20 protein-coding genes and 1 tRNA gene are annotated in these 20,527 nt (G+C 65.8%); 6 read left to right on the forward strand and 15 right to left on the reverse strand.

Annotated features, from left to right (window positions below):
• Positions 1-57: 57 nt before the first annotated feature.
• A complete protein-coding gene (locus F8O08_RS09010; RefSeq protein WP_225733322.1) occupies positions 58-954 on the reverse strand; it encodes a LysR family transcriptional regulator in 897 nt (298 codons plus the stop codon).
• A gap of 155 nt (positions 955-1,109) precedes the next feature.
• Here F8O08_RS09010 and F8O08_RS09015 point away from each other — a divergent pair, with 155 nt between their 5' ends.
• On the forward strand, positions 1,110-2,021 hold the full coding sequence (locus F8O08_RS09015; RefSeq protein WP_158037166.1) for an NAD(P)-dependent oxidoreductase: 912 nt from the start codon (positions 1,110-1,112) through the stop codon (positions 2,019-2,021).
• 64 nt (positions 2,022-2,085) lie between these two features.
• Complete coding sequence (locus F8O08_RS09020; protein ID WP_158043079.1) at positions 2,086-3,597, forward strand: CoA-acylating methylmalonate-semialdehyde dehydrogenase; 1,512 nt, start codon at positions 2,086-2,088, stop codon at positions 3,595-3,597.
• A gap of 131 nt (positions 3,598-3,728) precedes the next feature.
• Here the strand turns inward: F8O08_RS09020 and katG are convergent, their stop codons facing one another.
• From katG to F8O08_RS09045, 5 genes are all read right to left on the reverse strand, one after another.
• On the reverse strand, positions 3,729-5,981 hold the full coding sequence (gene katG, locus F8O08_RS09025; protein ID WP_158043080.1) for a catalase/peroxidase HPI: 2,253 nt from the start codon (positions 5,979-5,981) through the stop codon (positions 3,729-3,731).
• A 63-nt stretch (positions 5,982-6,044) separates the two neighbouring features.
• Entirely contained in the window at positions 6,045-6,509 is a 465-nt protein-coding gene (locus F8O08_RS09030; protein ID WP_158037163.1) for a Fur family transcriptional regulator, read from the reverse strand.
• Between the two features lie 82 nt (positions 6,510-6,591).
• Positions 6,592-7,608, reverse strand: a complete 1,017-nt coding sequence (locus F8O08_RS09035) for a hypothetical protein (protein ID WP_158043081.1) — start codon at positions 7,606-7,608, stop codon at positions 6,592-6,594.
• Entirely contained in the window at positions 7,605-8,258 is a 654-nt protein-coding gene (locus tag F8O08_RS09040; protein ID WP_225733321.1) for a GNAT family N-acetyltransferase, read from the reverse strand. The genes F8O08_RS09035 and F8O08_RS09040 overlap by 4 nt, the downstream gene beginning before the upstream one ends.
• Positions 8,255-9,172: a UTP--glucose-1-phosphate uridylyltransferase gene (locus F8O08_RS09045; protein ID WP_158037161.1), complete on the reverse strand. Its 918-nt coding sequence runs from the start codon at positions 9,170-9,172 to the stop codon at positions 8,255-8,257. Before F8O08_RS09045 ends, F8O08_RS09040 begins: the two co-directional genes overlap by 4 nt.
• Before the next feature lie 52 nt (positions 9,173-9,224).
• On the opposite strand from F8O08_RS09045, the gene F8O08_RS09050 reads away from it, so the two are divergent.
• Both F8O08_RS09050 and mscL read left to right on the forward strand, forming a co-directional pair.
• Positions 9,225-9,860: a 5-formyltetrahydrofolate cyclo-ligase gene (locus tag F8O08_RS09050; RefSeq protein ID WP_192497749.1), complete on the forward strand. Its 636-nt coding sequence runs from the start codon at positions 9,225-9,227 to the stop codon at positions 9,858-9,860.
• Positions 9,861-9,951: 91 nt separating this feature from the next.
• Entirely contained in the window at positions 9,952-10,389 is a 438-nt protein-coding gene (gene mscL / locus F8O08_RS09055) for a large conductance mechanosensitive channel protein MscL (RefSeq protein WP_158037159.1), read from the forward strand.
• 146 nt (positions 10,390-10,535) lie between these two features.
• Here mscL and F8O08_RS09060 read toward each other — a convergent pair whose 3' ends face one another.
• From F8O08_RS09060 to F8O08_RS09090, 7 genes are all read right to left on the reverse strand, one after another.
• On the reverse strand, positions 10,536-10,748 hold the full coding sequence (locus tag F8O08_RS09060; protein ID WP_158037158.1) for a hypothetical protein: 213 nt from the start codon (positions 10,746-10,748) through the stop codon (positions 10,536-10,538).
• A complete protein-coding gene (locus tag F8O08_RS09065) occupies positions 10,745-14,365 on the reverse strand; it encodes a DEAD/DEAH box helicase (RefSeq protein WP_158043083.1) in 3,621 nt (1,206 codons plus the stop codon). The genes F8O08_RS09060 and F8O08_RS09065 overlap by 4 nt, the downstream gene beginning before the upstream one ends.
• A gap of 121 nt (positions 14,366-14,486) precedes the next feature.
• Positions 14,487-14,559, reverse strand: a tRNA-Arg gene (locus F8O08_RS09070).
• Between the two features lie 65 nt (positions 14,560-14,624).
• The gene (locus tag F8O08_RS09075) at positions 14,625-15,326 is read right to left on the reverse strand and encodes a C40 family peptidase (protein WP_158037156.1); all 702 of its coding nucleotides are present in this window, start codon (positions 15,324-15,326) and stop codon (positions 14,625-14,627) included.
• Positions 15,327-15,417: 91 nt separating this feature from the next.
• Positions 15,418-16,092 carry a C40 family peptidase gene (locus F8O08_RS09080; protein ID WP_158037155.1) on the reverse strand — a complete coding sequence of 225 codons (675 nt, stop codon included), beginning with the start codon at positions 16,090-16,092 and terminating at the stop codon, positions 15,418-15,420.
• A gap of 90 nt (positions 16,093-16,182) precedes the next feature.
• Complete coding sequence (locus F8O08_RS09085; protein ID WP_158037154.1) at positions 16,183-17,217, reverse strand: M23 family metallopeptidase; 1,035 nt, start codon at positions 17,215-17,217, stop codon at positions 16,183-16,185.
• A gap of 105 nt (positions 17,218-17,322) precedes the next feature.
• Positions 17,323-18,018, reverse strand: a complete 696-nt coding sequence (locus tag F8O08_RS09090) for a metal-dependent transcriptional regulator (RefSeq protein ID WP_158030222.1) — start codon at positions 18,016-18,018, stop codon at positions 17,323-17,325.
• A 135-nt stretch (positions 18,019-18,153) separates the two neighbouring features.
• Between F8O08_RS09090 and serC the strand changes: the two genes are divergently transcribed.
• Positions 18,154-19,263 (forward strand): phosphoserine transaminase, encoded by a 1,110-nt coding sequence (serC, locus tag F8O08_RS09095; RefSeq protein ID WP_158043084.1) that lies wholly within the window; start codon positions 18,154-18,156, stop codon positions 19,261-19,263.
• 11 nt (positions 19,264-19,274) lie between these two features.
• Here serC and F8O08_RS09100 read toward each other — a convergent pair whose 3' ends face one another.
• Complete coding sequence (locus F8O08_RS09100) at positions 19,275-19,811, reverse strand: DUF3027 domain-containing protein (protein ID WP_192497750.1); 537 nt, start codon at positions 19,809-19,811, stop codon at positions 19,275-19,277.
• Positions 19,804-20,187 (reverse strand): cold-shock protein, encoded by a 384-nt coding sequence (locus F8O08_RS09105; protein WP_158030225.1) that lies wholly within the window; start codon positions 20,185-20,187, stop codon positions 19,804-19,806. Before F8O08_RS09105 ends, F8O08_RS09100 begins: the two co-directional genes overlap by 8 nt.
• 91 nt (positions 20,188-20,278) lie before the next feature.
• Here F8O08_RS09105 and F8O08_RS09110 point away from each other — a divergent pair, with 91 nt between their 5' ends.
• A complete protein-coding gene (locus tag F8O08_RS09110) occupies positions 20,279-20,527 on the forward strand; it encodes a hypothetical protein (RefSeq protein WP_158030226.1) in 249 nt (82 codons plus the stop codon).

Genomic DNA, 20,527 nt, shown 5'->3' on the forward strand with positions numbered 1-20,527 from the left:
GCATCCGTCACAGTCTGGCGGGCGGCCGAGGAGAGACCTCTCGGCCGCCCGCCAGACTCATTTCACGAAGTCGCTGCTCTGGGCGTAGGAGACCATTGCCGACAGGCAGGCCCCGACCGCCGGATTGCGGTCGTTCTCTTCGCGCAGCGCGGCCCAGTACGAGACACCGTGAGAGAACTCGTGTTCGAGCACCACGGTCAAGTCGTCGTACCGCTGCGCCACATAGTCCGGCAGCAGTCCGATGCCTGCCCCCGCACGCGTAGCAGCGACGTGTGCAAAGACGCTCGTCGAGCTGATGGCCTCGCGCATCCGCGGCAGCAGCTGCAGTGCAACGTCGAGATCGTCGACCTGCAGCGCCGATTCGATGTAGTAGTTGAGACGGTGCTCGGTCAGATCGGCGATCTTCGCAGGCCGACCCATCCGCGACAGATACTCCGCAGTCGCGTACAGCCGCAGCTGGTATGAGAACAGCTCGACGGTGACCGCTCGGTTGACCTGTGGCCGACCGACGACCACTTCGATGTCGACGCCTGAGCGGCGCTGTCGAGCCTGTTGCGTCGCCGCGACGACCTCAAGGTCGAGTGCGGGATGCCTGCGCTGCAGCCAGGCCAAGGCCGGCATGGCGATGAAGACCGCATACGCATCCGGTGCTCCCACGCGCACGAGGCCCCGAACGGCATCATGGGGCTTGTCTGAGACCAGATCGTGCACGGAGCGTTCGATGCGCTCAGCCGCCTGCATCGCTCTCGTGCCGAGCACGGTGAGCTCCCACCCCGTCGCACCCCGCACCAGCACGCGTCCGCCCAAAGCCTCGTCGAGCTGCCCGATTCTGCGCGACACCGTCGAATGGTTCACTCCGAGCGCTTTCGCTGCGGCGGTGAAGCGTCCTGAACGAGCAACAGCGAGCAACGTCATCAGGCCCTGCAGGTGCGTCTCGTCAAGTCTGTGTTCCATGGCCCCATTGTGCCGCATCCGCGTCATGAGCTGTGCATGAATGCACAGCTCTGGTGCACAAATGACGTCTCTCAGAGATTGCCACGCACAGAACCGGCGACTTAGCCTGTCATCACACATACGACTTTTCGACAACGGAGCCGAGGAGAATCATCATGGCAACTTTGGGCTGGATCGGGTTGGGCAACATGGGCGGTCGGATGACCGGCCATCTCGTGCGTGCCGGCCACACCGTGCTGGGCTACGACCTGAACCCGGCGGCGACTGCCGCGGCTCAGGCCGAGGGCGTGACCATCGTCGACAGCATCGCCGCAGCACTCGACGGCGCCGATGCGCTGTTCACCAGTCTGCCGAAGGGGCAGCATGTGCGCAGCGTCTATGAGGGTGCCGACGGCGTGTGGGCGCATGCCGCCACGTCGACGCTGCTGATCGACTGCTCGACGATCGACGTCGAGACGTCGCGCTATCTGCACGAGCAGTCAGAGGTCAGCGGACACCATTTCGTCGACGCGCCGGTCAGCGGCGGCATCAGCGGAGCCGCCGACGGCACACTCGCCTTCATGCTCGGCGGAGACCCGGCCGACACCGCTCGCGCCGCCGAGTACATCGAGCCGATGAGCGGCAGCACCATCGTCGCCGGAGGCCCGACCATGGGCATCGCCGCCAAGATCGTCAACAACATGATGCTGCTGATCGACGTGCTCGCGAATTCCGAGGGCTCGCAGCTGGCCGAGGAGCTCGGGCTCGACCCCAAGGTCTTCTGGCAGATCGCGAGCGCGTCATCCGGCCGTTCCTGGGCCCAGCAGACCTGGTACCCAGTGCCCGGCGTGATTCCGACCTCGGCAGCAGACCACAACTTCGACGCGACCTTCACCGCAGACCTCGCGAACAAAGACATCGGTCTGGCGCTTGAGGCCGGCCGACAGACCGGCGTGCATCTCCCGGCGGCGACGCTGGCGGCCGATCAGCTGCAGCGGCTGATCGACGAAGGGCTCGGCGGCAAAGACTGCACCCTGGTCGCCAAGTACGCCACACCTGACGGCACCCTGCGCGGCTGGCAGCCCTGATCATGCGCATGCGCCGCCCCCACCGCTCATCACAAACACCAGATTCGCAGCTACAGGAGCTCAGATGAACACCACCACCAGCACGACGCAGACGCTCACTCGCATCCCGCACGTCATCGGCGGTCAGCAGACGGACGAAGCAGAACGGTACGGCCCGGTCTTCAACCCGGCCACCGGGCGGCAGACCGCCGAGGTGCCGCTCGCCAGTGCCGCACAGGTCGATGCCGCCATCGCGCAGGCTGCTGAGGCCCAGCGGGCCTGGCGTCGCGTCGGCCTCGCGAAGCGTTCGCAGGTCTTCTTCCGCCTCGTGCACATCATCAACGAGCGCGCAGACGAACTCGCCCGCATCATCACCGCCGAGCACGGCAAGACCGTCCCCGATGCACGCGGCGAGATCGCGCGCGGGCTCGAGAACGTCGAGTTCTGCGCCGGGCTCACACACCATCTCAAGGGCGAATTCGCCGAGCAGGTCGCCACCGGCATCGACGTGCATCAGCTGCGCCAGCCACTCGGCGTCGTCGCCTGCATCACGCCCTTCAACTTTCCGGCCATGGTGCCGCTGTGGATGGTGACGACTGCGATCGCAGCAGGCAACGCCGTCATCCTGAAGCCCTCTGAGCGTGACCCCTCCGCATCAGTCTGGATCGCCGAGGCGTTCCGCGAGGCCGGTCTGCCCGATGGCATCCTCAATGTCGTGCACGGCGACAAAGAGGTCGTCGACGAGCTGCTGACCAACCCCGGCATCGCCGGCGCGGCCTTCGTCGGCTCGACGCCGATCGCACGCTATGTCTACGAGACGGCGGCGCACGCGGGCAAACGCGTGCAGGCGCTGGGCGGCGCCAAGAATCATATGGTGGTCATGCCGGATGCCGACCTCGACTCGGCTGCGGACGCTGCGGTCTCAGCGGCATACGGCTCTGCCGGCGAGCGCTGCATGGCGGTCTCGGTGTTGGTCGCCGTCGGCGACACGGCCGACCCGCTCATCGAGAAGGTCGCGGCCCGCATCGCCGATCTGCGCATCGGCGACGGCTTCGACCCGGATTCGGAGATGGGGCCGCTGATCACCCGGCAGGCTCAGGAGCGCGTCGCCGAGTACGTCGGCTCTGCCGCTGGCGAAGGTGCGACGGTCGTCGTCGACGGGCGCGAGCAGCACTTCGAGGGCGACGGCTACTTCATCGGCGTCTCTCTGATTGACCACGTGCGCCCCGGCATGCGCGTGTACGACGACGAGATCTTCGGCCCGGTGCTGGCAGTGGTGCGCGTCGACAGCTATGACGAGGCCGTCGACCTGATCAACTCCAATCAGTATGCGAACGGCACCGCGATCTTCACCCGTGACGGCAAGACCGCCCGTGAGTTCCAGTTCGACATCGAGGTGGGCATGGTGGGTGTGAACGTGCCGATTCCGGTGCCGGTCGGCTCGTTCTCGTTCGGCGGCTGGAAGAGCTCTCTCTTCGGCGACACCCACATGTACGGGCCGGAGTCGTTCAACTTCTACACTCGCCGCAAGGTCGTGACCTCGCGTTGGCCGCACCCCAGCGAAAGCCAGATCGAGTTGGGCTTTCCGACGAACTGAGATGATCTGCCGATCGTCTGAGCGCTGACGCTGCCAGCGCTCGCGACGTGCAAGGGCCCCGTCCACGGAATGATCGTGGACGGGGCCCTTTCGCTCAGGATGCAGCGCTTCGTTCAGCGGCTGCGCACCGTTCAGCGCAGATCGTAGCGATCCGCGTTCATCACCTTGTTCCAGGCGGCCACGAAATCGCGCACGAAGATGTCACGAGCATCGTCTGAGGCGTAGTACTCGGCGACGGCGCGCAGCTCCGAGTTGGCCGAGAAGACCAGGTCGAAGCGGCTGGCCCGCCACACGACCTCGTCTTCGCCGTAGTGGCGCATCTCGAAGGTGTTCTGCGTCTCGTCGGTCGAGTTCCACACGTTGCCGTTCTCGAGCAGGTTGCGATACCAGTCGTTGCTCAGCACGCCGGGACGATCGGTCAGCAGGCCGAGGTCGGTGCCCTCATAGCCCGTCCCCAGTACGCGCAGCCCGCCGATCAGCGCCGTCAGCTCAGGCACACGCAGTCCGAGCAGCTGAGCACGGTCGATCAGCAGGTTCTCAGCCGGCAGCGAGTGCCCGGGGCGCAGATAGTTGCGGAACCCGTCGTTGGTCGGCTCGAGGTATGCGAACGTCTCGGGGTCGGTGTCGTCCTGAGTGGCGTCGACACGACCCGGTGTGAACGGCACCTCGATGTCGACGCCGCCCTCGTGAGCGGCCTGCTCGATCGCAGCGGAGCCGCCGAGCACGATCAGGTCTGCCAGCGAGATGTGGCGCGGCGCGTTCTGCTCGTTGAAATCGCTCTGGATCTTCTCGTAGACCGAGAGCACCTGGTCAAGCTGCTCGGGCTCGTTGACCTCCCAGTGGCGCTGCGGCTCCAGACGGATGCGCGCGCCGTTTGCGCCGCCGCGATAGTCGGTCGCGCGGAACGTCGAGGCTGATGCCCAGGCGGTCTTGACCAGCTGCTGTCGGCTCAGGCCCGAGGCGAGAATCTGCCGCTTGAGTTCGTTGATGTCGGCGGCCAGCACCGGCTCACCGGTCGCTGCGGGCAGCGGATCCTGCCAGATGTAGTCGGCCGCGGGCACCTCTTTGCCGAGGTAACGCGACTTCGGGCCCATGTCGCGGTGCACCAGCTTGTACCAGGCCTTGGCGAACTCCTGCTCGAAGAGCTTCTGATCGCCGAGGAACTCACGACCGATGCGTTCGTACTCAGGGTCGACGCGCAGTGCGAGGTCTGTGGTGAACATGCGCGGCTCGCGCCGGCCATCGGAGTGTGCGAGCGGCACCATGTCCTGCCCGGCGCCGTCCTTCGGCCGCCACTGCCAGTGGCCGCCCTCACCCTTGTAGCACTCCCACTCGTATGAGAAGAGAATGTGCAGGTACTCGTTGTCCCAACGAGTGGGGTGATACGTCCACGTCACTTCGAGGCCCGAGGTGATGGTGTCGTCGCCGATGCCGCTCTTGAAGTCGTTCTTCCAGCCGAGGCCCTGATCCTGGATGCCGGCCTCAGCCGGACTGCCGTGCACGTGCTCTCCGTCGGGTGCGGCACCGTGCGATTTGCCGAAGGTGTGCCCACCGGCGATCAGCGCGAGCGTCTCGCGATCGTTCATGCCCATGCGGTCGAAGGTCTCACGGATGTCATGCGCAGCGCGGGCCGGATCGGGCTGTCCCTCAGGGCCCTCGGGGTCGACGTAGATGAGCCCCATCACTGTCGCGCCGAGCGGCTTCTCGAGATCGCGCCGCTGCTTGTCAGTGATGCGGTCTTCAGTGCCCTTCCACTGCGGCTCTGAGCCCCAGTAGACGTTCTCGGGCTCCCACGCGTCGATGCGCCCGCCGCCGTAGCCGGCAGTCGGCAGCCCCATGATCTCGAGTGCGACATTGCCGGCGAGCACGATCAGGTCGCCCCACGAGATGCTGCGACCGTACTTCTGCTTCACCGGCCAGAGCAGACGACGGCCTTTGTCAGTGCTCACGTTGTCGGGCCAGGCCTCGGTCGGCAGAAAACGCTGCTGCCCGGTGCCCGCACCGCCTCGTCCGTCGAACTGACGATAGGTGCCGGCGCTGTGCCAGGCCACACGGATGATCAGCGGACCGTAGTTCCCGAAGTCGGCCGGCCACCAGGGCTGCGAGGTGGTGAGCACCTCGGCGATGTCTTTCTTGACCTGGTCGAGATCGAGCGCCTCGAAAGCCGCTTTGTAGTCGAAGCCGTCTTCTTCGGGGTTGCGCTCACGGGGATTCTCATCGAGCAGCCCGACGTTCAAGTGCTTCGGCCACCAGGCGAAGCTGGCGTCGCCCTGCGTGGGATGCGGCAGCTCTTTCTGAGGGATTCCGGGCATGGTGACCCCGGTGGCATCGCCGCTGACCGGTGCTCCGGTCTCGTGGTCGATGGGGCACTTTGATTCAGACATGTGTGCTTCCTTCCGTGCTGTGGTTGTGATTCTGCGTGTCACAGGGCAACATCGCCCCTGTGTTCAGTACTGGGGGTCATGGTCGCGCAGCTTCTGCTCGCATTCGGGACAGACGCCGCGAAAAGTGATGTCGGCGGTCAGCACGCGCATGCCGTGCACGTCGTCAGGCGTCAGGCAGGGGGCATGCCCCACGACGCAGTCGACGTCTTCGATGCGTCCGCAGACCACGCACTGCACATGATGATGGTTGTCGTGAGTGCGCGTCTCGTATCGCGCACTGCCGGAGTCTGGCAGATCGATGCGCCGCACGAGCTCGTGGCGGGTGAGATCGTGCACGATGTTGTGCACCGACTGCGCCGAGATGCTCGGCATGTCGTCGCTCAGTCCCGCGAGAATGTCTGCGGCCGAGCTGTGCGGGTGCTCGTCGAGGTACTGCAGCGTCGCCAGGCGTCCGGCAGTGACGCGCAGTCCGCTTTCACGCAGCTGTTCACCCCACGATTCGGGAGCGATGGAGACATGAACGCTCATGCCCACAGTCTAGCAATATTTTGATGAACTCAAAATTACGAACAAGACAAATCACTCTGACGCTCAGACGATGAGCACGTGCTCATCCGACGTTGCGGCGCCGATTCAGAATGTCGTCGAGGCGCCCCGAGTCGAAGCTCGCGTCGACCCCGGCACGATCGTCGATCCAGTCGTATTCGTCGTGCTCGCCGAGCGATGCCTCGATCTCTTCGGCGACCGCCTCTGCGGCTGGCTGCGCGTCACGGCTGTGCGCTGGCTCTGCGGCGGATGCGCCCGCGGCGTCCGCCTGCGGAGTCACGACCGGGAGCTGGCGCACGTCTGCCTGCTGCTCGCCTGCAGCGCGGTTCGGCGTCGCGGGCCGAAGGCCGGGAACCGAGTCGTCACCGATGCGTGCTGCCTCAGCGAGGGCTGCCGCGACGACTTCGTCGCGGGTGACGCCCAGCGGCTTCGGCAGCGGGTTCGGCGTCCAGGTGTGGTCCGCTTGGACACCCTCTGCAGCTGCCTGACGCCGGGCATCGGCGTCGAGATCGTCGGCGACGTCATAGACCGGTGTCTGCTGTGCGGGAACCTGCTGCGCCGTCTGCTCGGCCGCGAGCCGACGACGCTGATGGCGCACGACTCGAGTCGCCCGCGCCCGCATGGCCAGCCCCAGCACACCGATGACCAGGCCGCAGCCGAGCCAGAGCCACCCGCTCGCACGATTTGTGACCTGCAGCGCCCCGATGATGACGAGGCCGAGAGCGATCAGGCTCAGTGTCGAGCCGACTCGCTGTCCTCGCACGGCAGCCCGCAGTTTCGGCGGCAGACCGGCTTCGCGGCGAGCTTCGCTACGCTGGGCACGCTGTCTCTCACGTTCCATTCGGCGTGCCTCTCTCGCGAGCACCGCTGCGCGGCGGGCGCTCACTTCTTCTTCGTATTCGTCTGGGAGTTCCTGGTTGCGAGCGATGACGTTGACAGCACGCTGCACACGCGTGGCGTTGCGAGCGGTGGTGCGCAGATTGCGTCGCTCGATCCAGCCTGGAGTGAGCACGGCGAGCCACAGCCCCACGATGCAGAGCACCAGCATGGCGCCGCCGATCTGCCCGAGAAGTCCACTCATGGCATTAACCTACGTTCGGCAGAGTCGTTTAGCGATGATTCGCCACGGTGTGGCGAGCATCCGCCGTCGGCCGCGAGGTGCGCGATCAGGCCGTCACGAGGAGTGTCTTCGGCCAACAGCGCGAACACCAGGTGATCGCGCCAGCGGTCACCGATGTGGATGTAGCCACGACGCAGCCCCTCGGGGCGAAAGCCGAGCTTCTCGGGCACGCGGCGGGAAGCCGCATTCTCGGGTAGCATACAGATCTCGATCCGGTGCATGCCCCACTCCCGAAACAGCAGATCGCAGATCAGGGCAGTCGCCGTCGGTGCGATGCCGCGACCGGCCACACGCTCGGCGACCCAATAGCCGATCGAGCACGAGTTCATCGCTCCCCAGGCGATCTGCGCCACGCTGACCTGACCGACGATCTCGCCGCGCCATTCGATGACGCAGGTGACCGAGAGGCCCTCGCGCATGCTGACGATCATCGATCGCACCTGACGTCGGGTGTCCGGCATTCCCGCCGGCTGACCGGGCAGCGTGGCCTCCCACTGCTGCAGCCAGGCCCGGCCGGCTCTCAGCTCGGCGTCGAGCGCCCGCCAGTCACGCTGCCGCACCGGGCGAATGGCGACCTCGCCCCAGACGCACCGATGCAGCGGCAGGTTCACAGCGTCTTGCTGAAGTCGTTGAGCCAGGTGCGGAATGCGGGCCCGAGATCGTCGCGCTCGCTGGCCAGCGTGACCACGGTCTTCAGATACTCGAGCTTGTCACCCGTATCGAAACGACGACCACGAAACACCACACCCAACACAGGGCCAGCAATCGACTCATCCGCCGCCAACGTCTCCAACGCATCCGTCAACTGAATCTCATTACCCCGACCCGGAGCCGTGCGCGCCAACACATCGAACACACCCGGCTGCAACACATACCGACCAATCACCGCAAGATTCGACGGCGACGTCCCCGGCTCCGGCTTCTCCACCAGACCCGTGATCCGCACCACATCAGCCTCACCCGTCGCCTCAACCTCGGCCACACCATACAAATGCGTACGATCAGCCGGCACCTCCAACAACGCCACCACCGACGCCCCCCGCGCCGCCTGCACATCCAACATCCGGCTCAGCAAATCCTCATCAGCATCAATCAGGTCATCACCCAACAACACCGCGAACGGCTCATCCCCCACATGCTCACGCCCACACAACACCGCATGCCCCAAACCACGCGGCACACCCTGACGCACCGAATGCACATCAGCCACCCCAGTCGCCTCACGCACCGACGCCAACAAAGCATCCTTGCCATCAGCAGCCAAACGAGACTCCAAATACGGCGCCGCATCAAAATGATCCTCGATCGCACCCTTGCCCGACCCAGTCACCAACAACACATCAGAAAGCCCCGCACCCGAAGCCTCCTCCAACACATACTGAATCGCCGGACGATCAACCACCGGCAGCATCTCCTTCGGCACCGCCTTCGTCGCCGGCAAAAAACGCGTCCCCAAACCCGCAACCGGCACCACCGCCTTCACCGCACGATGCTGTTGCGTACCACCCTGATTCTCTGCAGTCATACGCCTCAGCTTACCGGCACCCGTGCGCGCTCACGGGATTAGACTGATGCCGATGGCCGCTGACCCGATTCCAGACACGTCGCCGGGCACCGCCGCGGCCGAGCCGTCGACAGCCCGCAAGGCAGCGCTGCGTCAGCGCATCCGCGCAGCGAGGCGCCAGCCTCCATCACCGACTCGAGACCTCACCCCCAATCTGCTGCGCCTGCTCAGCCAGCTGACCAGTGACATCCCGGCAACCGTCGCCTGCTATCTGGCCTCCCGAAGTGAACCGCAGACGCGCGGGTTCATCGCGGCCGCGCAAGAGGCCGGGCACCGTGTTCTGCTGCCGCAGGTCAGGGTCGACGGCGGCCTGGACTGGGCCGACGCCGCTGGGGCGGGCGAGCGCGACAGCGGCCTCGGCGTGCCCGAAGCGGATGCTGCCGCACTGCCTGAGGGTGCGCTGCGTGAAGCGTCGGTCATCGTCGTTCCTGCGCTGGCCGCCTCTGAAACCGGGGCACGTCTCGGGCAGGGCGGCGGCTTCTACGACCGCACGCTGGCCGACCGGGCGCTCACCGCCCCAGTGGTCGCCGCCGTCTTCGACGACGAGGTGATCGCCGATCTCCCGATCGAAGCGCACGACCGACCGGTCGACTGGATCGTCACCGATCGGCGAATCCTCGCCGTGACTCCGCCGACGCCTATACAGTAGAGAGTGGCGGCGTTCCACAGACGCTGCACAGGCGCACGGGGCGCCCCTCAACGCGCCATGCGTGCAATCACATGATTCAGGAGCAAACGCAATGAAACAGGTCTTCGCCGGATTCCGAGACTTCATCTCAAAAGGCAACGCGATCGAGCTGGCCGTCGGTGTGGTCATCGGCTCGGCTTTCACCGGGCTGGTCAACGCACTGGTCGAGAAGCTCATCATGCCGCTGATCGCGGCGATCTTCGGCAAGCCCGACTTCGACTCAGTCGGCAACTTCACGATCAACGGCGCTGACTTCTCGGTCGGCGCAGTGATCACTGCCATCGTGAACTTCCTGCTGATCGCGCTGGCACTGTACTTCTGCATCGTGCTGCCGTTCAACAAGCTGCGCGAGTACCAGGTCAAGCACAGCGCCAAGAAGCCCGAGGCACCGGTAGACCCCCGCACCGAGCTCGATGTGCTCAAAGAGATCCAGGAGGCTCTGCAGGCGCAGAACGGCTCCACCGGTTCCGGCGCTCACGCGCAGAAATGACCGGTGGTCGGGCGTCCTTCCGCTGGGCCCCGGCGAACTGTGTCGTGACAGAACCGTGTCATGACAGAGCCCCGCTGCCATCGCCCTATCGGCGTGGCAGCGGGGCTCTGTCTGTCTGCTGAGCGGCAGGAGCCGATCGCGCCGGCTCAGCCCCAGTGCGGAGGCCGCTGTGCTTTGAGCCAGCGGTCCTCTTCGGCTTCGGCCGTCTGATCTCCCCACTCCCCGTGCTCAGCGGATGCGTCCGCGGCCAGGGTCTGATCACGCCGGGTCAGCGCACGTTCGGCCTGCACGTCGTGTTCGTCGGGCACCTCGCCATAGACCACGCGCCGACTGCCGATGCGACGGATGCGTTCGGTCACTGCTGCCCTCGACGCGCGTACTCGCGCTGCTGTCGCTCGGCCGCAGCGCGATGCTGATCGAGCTCGGCCGCGATCTCGTCGGCGATGCGCTGCGGGTTCGCGAAGAGCTCGAACGAGTAGACCCGGCGAAACTTCCAGCCGAGCTTGGTGAGCAGCGTCGGGTGCAGGCGCAGCACCTCTCGAAGCGTGTCGCGGTTGTAGTCGGAGTCTGTCTCGATGATCATCTGCGTGGTGCCGTCGTCGACCGCCAGCCCCAGGTCGTCGTCGAAGTGATCGTTCACTTTGAGCCCCTTGCGGTGCAGCCGACGTCCGAGATCGACGAGCAGTGCCTGTGCTGAGAAGAAGCGGCGCTCTGGAGCAGGGTCGCGCTCTCCGCCGAGCAGGTCGAAGAGCACCCGCGGGGCTCCGGTCAGCCGTTCCAGTTCATTGCCTCTCGGCTGCAGCGCTGCCACCAGCGTGAGATGACGACGAGCGCGGGTGAGCGCCACCCCCAGCCAGCGCATCCCGCTGGGGTCTGGGGTGATCGCCCCGAACGCCGACAGCATCCGGCCGTGCGGCGTGCGACCGTATCCGAGCGCGAAGATCACGCGATCGCGACTGCGCGCCGCAGCCTGTGCGACCGTGAGCACTAAGAACGGCTCTGGCTGCCGCGGATCGAAGAACGTCTGCAGCGCCTGCCGCGTAGCCAGCTCGGAGCGCAGCGCCGCACGCACCTGCTGTGCCATGGCCTCGCTGGGCGTGACCACCATGAGCGAGTCGTCCGGGTGCCAGACCGCAGTGGCGAAGGCCAGATCGACGACCTTGGCCACCTCAGCGGGCAGCGCCTCGACGTTGCCGCTGTCGGGGTCGGGCGTGCCGCGTCCAGGAGCGTCGACCTGCACGACGTCGTAGGCTCGCTGTCCGGCGAACTCGGCTGCCGAGGGCAGCGCGCGAATCTGCAGGTCGTACCAGCGACGATTCACCAGCGACGCCAGGGCACGGCCGCCGGATCGATAGCTGAAGTCGAGGGTGAACTCGGGCAGCAGCCCGCGAAGCGCTGCGAACGCCGACGGCTCGTCGGTGATCGGCACCACCTCGGGGTCGTTCGGATCGATGCTGAACCGGCTGGGCGTGCCGAGCACCGGGTCGCCGATGGCGATGACCTGCTCGGACTGGGCGATCGGCAGCACCGCCTCAGACAGCGCCATACTCGCCGCATCGAGCAGAATCACCGTGTCGAAATGTGCTCGATCAGGCACATCAGATCCGAACTGGTACGGCGAGAACAGCCAGACCGGTGCGATGGCCCGCCCGACGACAGGCAGACGCTGCATGAGCGTCGATGGCGTGACGGCGTCGTCGAGCAGACGCTGCCGCAGTTCGGCCGCCTCGTCCGGATGCACGTCGATGGCCTCACGCCAGCGGCTCGCGAGCGTGGCTGCGAGCTCTTGGGCGTGATCGTCGACCACGCGGCGGTCTTCGAGCACGAAATCGCGCTCCAGCCGCGCCAGCACCTGCGTGTTGGCGTTGAGCAGCGAACCGTCGCGCTCGAGCAGCAGTTCGAGCACCGACTGCCACCATGCGAGTTCGAGCTCGTCAGCGGCGTGCTCGGCCGTCACATGCCGTCGGGCGAAGTCGTCGACGAGCTCAGAGAGCCCCTCGCGTTCGAGCGCTGCCAGCAGCTCGGCGCGCTCGTGCAGGTGCTCCAACGCACCGACGTCGCGCGACAGGGAATCGAGCACCTCCTGCACCCGCTCGATCGGCACACGCATCAGATCGCCGATGCGCTCACGGTCGAGCGGCCGCTGCAGCTCTTGCAGGTCGGCGGTCAGCGCGGTGTACATGATGTTCACGTCGCCGAGGCCGACCGGCACGTTGGGCGGTCGGTGGTCGGCCACCAGCTGCCCCCAGAGGATGCGCTCCTCCTGGATCTCCTGCAGCGCCTGGTGCACGTCGTTGACGTGGGCACCCGGCCGCTGATACTCCTTGGCCAGCTGACGCAGGCGACGGCGCGAGCCGACCGGCATATCCTGTTCGCGACGCGGAGCCGTCGCGATGATGAGCTCTTCGAGCGACCGGTCGTAGACCACCGGCTGAAAACGGTCGAGAGTGCTGCGCACGCGCAGCAGCAGAGCGAGCCCCTCACCGATCTCGGTGAGATTCGTGGGGCGGCGCAGACCGGCGTCTTGGAACACCCGCCGAGACTTCTCGACCAGTACCTGCAGGTCATTGCCCGCCAGCCGTTTGGCGAGCAGATAGATGTTCTCAGCGTCTTGCGGGGTGTCGAACTCGGCCCCGTACCATGACGAGTCGTCAGGCCCGAAGTCGAACTGGCCGAGATCAGCGGCCTTGCGCAGCAGAGCCGCTGCCGAGGTGCGGTCAACGGCCAGCGCCTCGAGAACGGTCGAGTGCAGACGCACCTTGGTGTGCGGCGGGTCGGGCAGCAGCGACAGACGAGCCAGCTCGCTCAGCGCCTGCTCGACCGAGACGCCATACGTCTGACTGACCTGCCCCAGACTGCGCCGGTAGCCCAGCAGCGCGTCGCGGATGCGGGCGTAGGCCCCAGCGCGCTCCTCACGGTCTTGGGGCGCCTGCGCACGCTCGTTGCGCGAGATCGCGTGCACCACATCCTGGCGCAGGTGCTGCGCCGTCACCGCCATGCCGGCCAGTCCGCGCGATGCCAGCTTCGCCGCCACGGCATCCAGCGTCGCGCGCGACGAGGCGACCACCGCGACCCGACGCCCGACCGGCACCAGGGTGGCCAAGATGTTCGACACCGCCTGGGCAACCCCTGACCCCGGCACTGTGCGCACGACGAACGATGTGCCGGTGCTGGCCTGGGCGACGACGCGCTCCTGCTCGGCGCTCGCATCGAGTATCAGCGCATCCGACAGCGCAGAGCGTTCGTCGGCGCTGTTTACAGTGACGAGCCGGGCCCGTTCCTGCAGCGAATCGGCCGCGCCCGGCACACCGGCGACCGCATCCAGAATGGGGTGGATGCGCGTGGCCGCCCGCGTCGAGAGACCGCTCGCCGCGGTGCTGTACGTTCCCATGACGAGTCGGCTCTGGAAGTCGACGCCGTCGACGAAGTGGAACTCGCGATCGAGACGGTGCAGCGCCTCATCCGGGTGAAAGCCGTTCTCGTCATGCACGGCCGCAACGATGCCGTCGACGTCGATCTCTGAGGAGAATCGGCGTTCCAGCAGCGAGACGACCTCGGGATTGATCAGCGAACGACCGGTGATGAGCAGCTCGAAGTCTCCGGGCACGGCCTGAATCGCGGCTGGCTGAACGATCAGAGGCAGGTGTCCGGAGCGCCCTCTGCTGCCGTGCCAGAGCATCTCGCCGGCGAGCAGGTGCACCGCGTCGATGCCTCGGTCTTCGGCCAGTTCGGCCGCCTTGTGCTCGATCTGCCGAGCGACCCGCATCGAACGTGCGCGCGCCTTCTCATCGCGAATGAGCGTCGAGAGACGGGTGACTCGCCCGCTGAAGAGTCGGGCGATGCCGCCGGGATGCGCGGTGCTGAGATCGAGGATCGCCGAGCGTTCGGTGCCTCTGCGGGCGCTTTCGCCGACTGCTGTGAGTCGATCGCGCCACCCCGCCCAGGCGGCGCTGCGCTGATCTGATTCTGCAGTCACACGAACTCCTCCGAAATCCGGTTGCACTCCATCTCTCAGCTTACTTGTCTGCCGCCGTTTGCGAGCGAGACAAAACTGTCTGCGAGACAGCCGGTGACATGCCGACTGCTCGACCGACAAGTGCCACCGGCGAGAATCGAACTCGCGACGCACAGTTTAGGAAACTGTCGCTCTATCCACTGAGCTACGGCGGCAGGCAGACCAACGACGACCATCGCTGATCTCTGATGGAGTCGATGGAAGAGGCTGCGCGACCGGGTCAGATGCGAATGAAGGTCGGCGACCCCCAGATCGCACGCTGAGACACGCCGACTCGCGGGTTGCCAGCGTCGAGGACCTGATGGTTTCCGGCGTAGAAGCCGATGTGCCCGGGCCACCAGACCAGATCGCCGGGCTGCGCCTCGGCCTCGCTGATGACCGTGCCTGCGGCCTTCTGAGCCGCGTCAGTGCGCGGAAGGCTGATCCCGTGCAGCCCGTAGACATACTGAACCAGTCCAGAGCAGTCGAAGCCCGTCTCAGGCCTGTTGCCACCCGAAACATACGGGTACCCGATGAACTGCGACGCGGTGGCGATGATGCTCGAGCCAACGACCACCTGCGGGCGCGCTGGCGCCGCGGCAGTCGCTGTGGCACCGGCAGTGGCGGCGGCCGCAGCCGCACCTGCACCCGGCGTGAGCACGGTTGTGGCCGCAGGAGTGACGGCGGGTGCTGCCGGCTCCGGTGTGGGCACGGACGCCGTGAGTGAGACAACGTCTGTTCCAGCAGCGTCCACTCCCGTTGACGCCGAGACCACCTGCTGACGCTGCATCTCTTGACGCACGAACTGCGACTCACCCGACTGCTGTGTGAGGCTCACCTCTGCTGCCTGCGAGGGTACGGCCGTAGCGAAGACGAGGCCTCCTGAGACCGCCAACGTAGCAAGGGTCCCGGTGAGCGTCGAAGAGTTGAGTCTGATCAGCATTCATTCATCCTAACGCACTCACGAATATCGAGTTCTGTCTGTGCCACTGGCACATCGTCTTTACGGTAGCGCGCGCTGAGCAGGTCATGACTCAGAAACGCAGGTACGTGGGGGCGCTGCCCCGAAGGTCTCCGACGGCACCGACGACGACGGTGGAACCAGGTTCGAGCGCATGCACGATCTTGCCGTTGCCGAGGTAGATCGCGATGTGTCCCGGCCACCAGACCAGATCACCCGGCTGCGCACTGCTCTCTGAAACGACTGTGCCGAGAGCACGCTGAGCCGATGAGGAGTGCGGCAGCGACTTGCCGTGCAGCCCATACACGAACGAGGTGAACCCCGAGCAGTCGAAACCTGCAGGGCTTGCCCCGCCCCAGACATAGGGAACGCCGAGGTACCGCAGAGCGGTGTCTGTGATGCTGCTGCCGACGACGGTCGCCCTGGGCGAGCTGTCAGACGCCGCGACAGCCGACTGTGCCCCAACGGCCGTCGTGGCGGTCGGCGACGGAGCGACGCGATCGTCATCTGCGGTCGTCAGCGGTTCTGGATTCGCCAGCGCCGCATGCACGAACTCCTGCTGCGTCTCGTCGAGCGGCTCTCGTATCGCGCCGACGCTCTGCCTGAACGCCTGAGCCTCAATCGTCTGATCGACGGCTGCTGAGACCTCTTGGGCCTGAGCCGGAACCGCCGTCGAGAAGAGAATCCCACCTACTACTGCTGCGGTGGCCAGCGGCTGGACAAGCTGACGAACGTGGAAAAGAGCCATATGTTTCAGAGTACAGGCAGTGGTCTGCTGACTCAACCCAGGCAGCCGAAGCCTCAGCTGCCACAAAGGTCAGAGGCGCACAGCCCTGACTCAGGCCGTGCAACCCGGCAGAGTCGCGGCATCGTGGGCTTGCAGCCAGTCAAGCCCGTCGACGATCGTGCCCTCACCCGCCCCGTAGGTCACATCGGCCCCGCCGTTGATGTGCAGTTCGAAGTGCAGATGGGCACCCTGTGAGTTGCCCTCGTTGCCGACCTCGGCGATCGGCTGACCGGTCTTCACCTGGTCACCGACCTGAACGCGCACCGAGTCGAGCGGCATGTGCAGATACAGAGTGTCGATCTTCGTGCCGTCAGGCAGTCGACTGGTCAGCTGGACATACGGGTTCACTCCGGTGAATCCGACGTTGGTGATCGTGCCCGACATCGCCGCAGCGATGGTGGTTCCGATCGGCGCAGCGAAGTCAACGCCCTTGTGCATGCGCCCCCAGCGTTCGCCGAGTCTGGAGCTCACGGTGTACGAGCCCTGCGGCACCGGAATGGAGAACTGGACGTCGTCGGTATAGGGGCTCTGCCCCAATTCGCAGACGTTGTTCACAGTGAGGCGCGCAGCCGATCGAGCCTCAGCCGTCAGCAGTTCGTCTCCGGGCTGCCCGACGGCACTCGCCGAAGAGGCGAGCAGTGCACCCGACTGCAGGTGGCCGTTGTCGACGAGCTCGGCCTCATGCCGGACGAGATCCTGCGGTGACGTGCGAGTCATGTCGACGGTTGCCGAGACCGACGGCGAGACCGCGTAAGCGGGAACCGCAGCGGTGAAGCTCAGCCCCATCGCCACAGAGAAGATGAGCGTGCTGCGCATACGGCGTGAGGAGAACGGCAGCGAGAGCGAACGCCGACGACGAATCGTTCCGCCATCGGGCAGCTGCTGCCGACGTGGCATCCGCTCTGACACAGGCAGGTGTCCGGGAATCGCCACCGGAAGCAGGGCATGCGTCTCAGATGTCGACGAGTCCTGAGCGCGCTGTTCGGCAAGACGATCCTGAGCTGCCCAGATCTCACGCATCTGACGTCGAGTCAGCGGCTGCTCTGCGGGCGTCTCGGCTCGAGCCGCGTCACTGTCGCTCTGCATTCGCGTGCGAATTCCTCTCTTGGGCGAACATACTCAGTGAACCAGCTTACTTTGCCCCGCTCTTCTTGTCACCATTGCGCCCGTCGCCCCCACGCAGGCTCGGGCTCAGTGGTCGTCCACGAAGATGTGCGTCGCGATCTCGGGTGCCAGCTCGAGCCCTTCGTCGCGCCCCTCGACTTTGACGCGCGTGTAGTCACCCACTGCCTGGATCGTGACCTCGGCGCCGGGCACGATGCCGACCTCGCGGAACTGTTTGAGCAGGTCGGGATCGAGCTGCACCGGCTCGCCCATTCGGCGCACCGCGCGCTGCAGCGACCCCTTGGCCGTGCGTGCCAGCGTGTGCACGTCGACCACGCCGTGCAGAAACTCCACGTTGCTCTGTTCGTCCAGCTCGTCCAGCCCCGGAATCGGGTTTCCGTACGGGCTCTCGTCCAGCCGCGAGATGAGCGGGATGATGCGGCGCTCGACGTCTTCACTCATCACGTGTTCCCAGCGGCAGGCCTCGTCGTGCACCAGCTCCCAGTCCAGCTTGATCACGTCTGAGAGCAGACGCTCGGCAAGGCGATGCTTGCGCATGACGCGGACGGCCTTTGCCCGCCCTTCTGCCGTGAGCTCCAAGTGACGGTCTCCGCTGACCACGACCAGTCCGTCACGCTCCATGCGGGAGACCGTCTGAGAGACCGTGGGACCCGAATGACCGAGTCGCTCTGAGATCCGTGCACGGAGCGGCACGATTCCCTCTTCTTCCAGCTCGAGAATGGTTCGCAGATACATCTCTGTCGTGTCAATGAGATCAGTCACCGAGCAGTCCTCCTTCGGCCGACGCCCGCACGGCCGTCACGCCAAGTTAGTCTAGCCTAATTATTTGGTCGACTCGGCGCACGATCGTCAATGATCGTCCCGATGTCCGGTCATGTCGGCAGCTAGCATTGACGCATGGCTTCCATCGAGATTCCCCAGACCCTGCTTCCCCGTGACGGCCGCTTCGGCTCTGGCCCGAGCCGGGTGCGAGACGAACAGCTCGACGCTCTCAACACCGCCGGACGCGCCCTGATCGGCACCTCACACCGAGCTGCTCCGGTCAAACAGCTCGTCGCCGATCTGCAGCAGCATCTCACCGAGCTCTACGGTCTGCCCGACGGCTACGAAGTCGTGCTCGGCCTCGGCGGTGCGAGCGTGTTCTGGGACACTGCAGCCGCTGGGCTCATCGAGCAGCGCAGTCAGCATGTGGTCATCGGCGAGTTCAGCGCCAAGTTCGCCAAGGCCGCGAGCGCACCGTGGCTGCAGGCGCCCGACCTGCGTGAGGCGGCGTTCGGTGAGGCGACCGCCAACGTGCCGACTTCTGGCGTCGATCTCTATGCGTGGCCGCATAACGAGACGTCGACCGGCGTACAGCTGCCGGTTCGCCGAGTGGATGCCATGGGCGCGTTGAGCGTCGTCGACGGCACCAGCGCAGCAGGCGGCACATTCGTCGATCCCGCCCAGTTCGACGTCTACTACTTCTCGCCGCAGAAGAACCTCGGTTCGGAGGGCGGCCTCTGGATCGCGCTGATGTCACCAGCTGCGATCGAACGGGCTGCGCGCATCGCCGACGGCGATCGCTTCATCCCTGCCGCCCTCTCGCTGCAGGGTGCGATCACGAACTCGCGCAAGCATCAGACGATCAACACTCCGGCGATCGCCACGCTCTTTCTGCTCGATCAGCAGGTGCAGTGGCTGCTCGCCAACGGGGGCCTGGCATGGGCCGACGCTCGCACGAAAGAGTCGTCACAGCTCGTCTACGACTGGGCAGAGGCCGACACGCGGCTCACGCCGTTCGTCAGCGATCCGGCCGTGCGATCACAGGTCGTGACGACGATTGATCTCGACGAGAGCATCCACGCCGCCGATGTCACGGCAGCGCTGCGCGAGAACGGCATCGTCGACGTGAACGGCTATCGCAAGCTCGGCCGCAACCAGCTGCGCATCGGCACGTTCGTCGCGGTGGAGCCGGCTGAGGTGCAGCGCCTCATCGAGTCGGTCACCTACGTGCTCGACCGCATGTGATGCCGCCGGGGTCACTCCTGCGCGGGTGACCCCTCGGCCTCAGCCGTCGCCTCAGACGTCGTCTCAGATGTTTCCTCGCTCATCGGCTCATCCGCAGACTCGGACTCGGCGTCACCGTCAGACTGCGATTCGGCATCGGCCGTCGAATCTTCGTCGGCGTCGTCACGGCTGTCCGCGTCGTCGACGTCGTCAGAGTCGTCAGAGTCGTCAGAGTCGTCATCATGCTGCGCCTTGTACTCGGCGAAGCGCTCGGACCACGGCACCCAGGCGGGCGGAACAAGCGCGCCCTCGCCGGGCATGAGCCCGACTTCGAGCACCGTAGGAGTCGATTCGGCGTCGACGCGGCCCAGCACGGCGGCCCATTCCCAGTGCGGGTAGCCGGGAACGTCAGAGGCGAACCGCAGAGTGAACACGTTCTCGTCGGGTTCGGGGTCTGCCCGCAGCAGCGCCCCGATCTGCCGGCGTGGTGCGATTTCGGCCAAAGCCGAGCGCGCAGCTGCCTCTTGAGCCAGGAACTCGGCGGGATCAGACACAGTCGGGTCAGACATCGAGTTCGTCCGCCACCTTTCGCAGCACCGCAGCGACCTTGCGCGCATGTGCGTCAGACGGGTAACGGCCGTGCTTCAGGCCGCCTCCGATGCCGTCGAGCAGCTTGATCAGGTCTTCGACCACGACAGACATGTCTTCGGCCGCACGTCGACGCGATTTCGCGACGCTCGGCGGCGCCGTCAGCACGCGAACCGAGAGCGCCTGCGCCCCTCGCTTGCCCTCGGCCACACCGAACTCCAGACGGGTTCCCGGGTGCAGCGAGGTCACCCCGGCGGGCAGTGCCGAGGTATGCAGAAAGACCTGTTGGCCGTCATCAGCGGTGATGAAGCCGAACCCTTTCTCCTCGTCGAAGAACTTCACTTTTCCGGTTGGCATCGCACATCTCTTTCGAGTTCACTCACGGTCTCGCGACATCTGCGCAAGATACTCCGTCGCGCGGATCGCGCACGACAAGTATTCTATAAGGATGATCCAACAAGACACACCCCGCCGTTCGCGAGCGGTGAACGTGCTCGGAGCGATCACGATCGGCATCCTCGTGCTTTCCTCAGTCTGTGCGCTGATCACCATCTTCTTCCTCTCCAGGCAGAGCGAACTCGGCACGTTCGCACGCATTGTCGAGACCGTGCCGCTCATCGGCCTCCCCATCGGAATCGTGCTCATCGCGGTGCTGACCACAGTCATCATCCGCCAGCGCCGTCGCGAACAGTCGTGA

Origin of the sequence: Pseudoclavibacter sp. CFCC 13611, assembly GCF_008831225.1 — a bacterium.
In the GTDB taxonomy this organism is placed as follows: domain Bacteria; phylum Actinomycetota; class Actinomycetes; order Actinomycetales; family Microbacteriaceae; genus Pseudoclavibacter_A.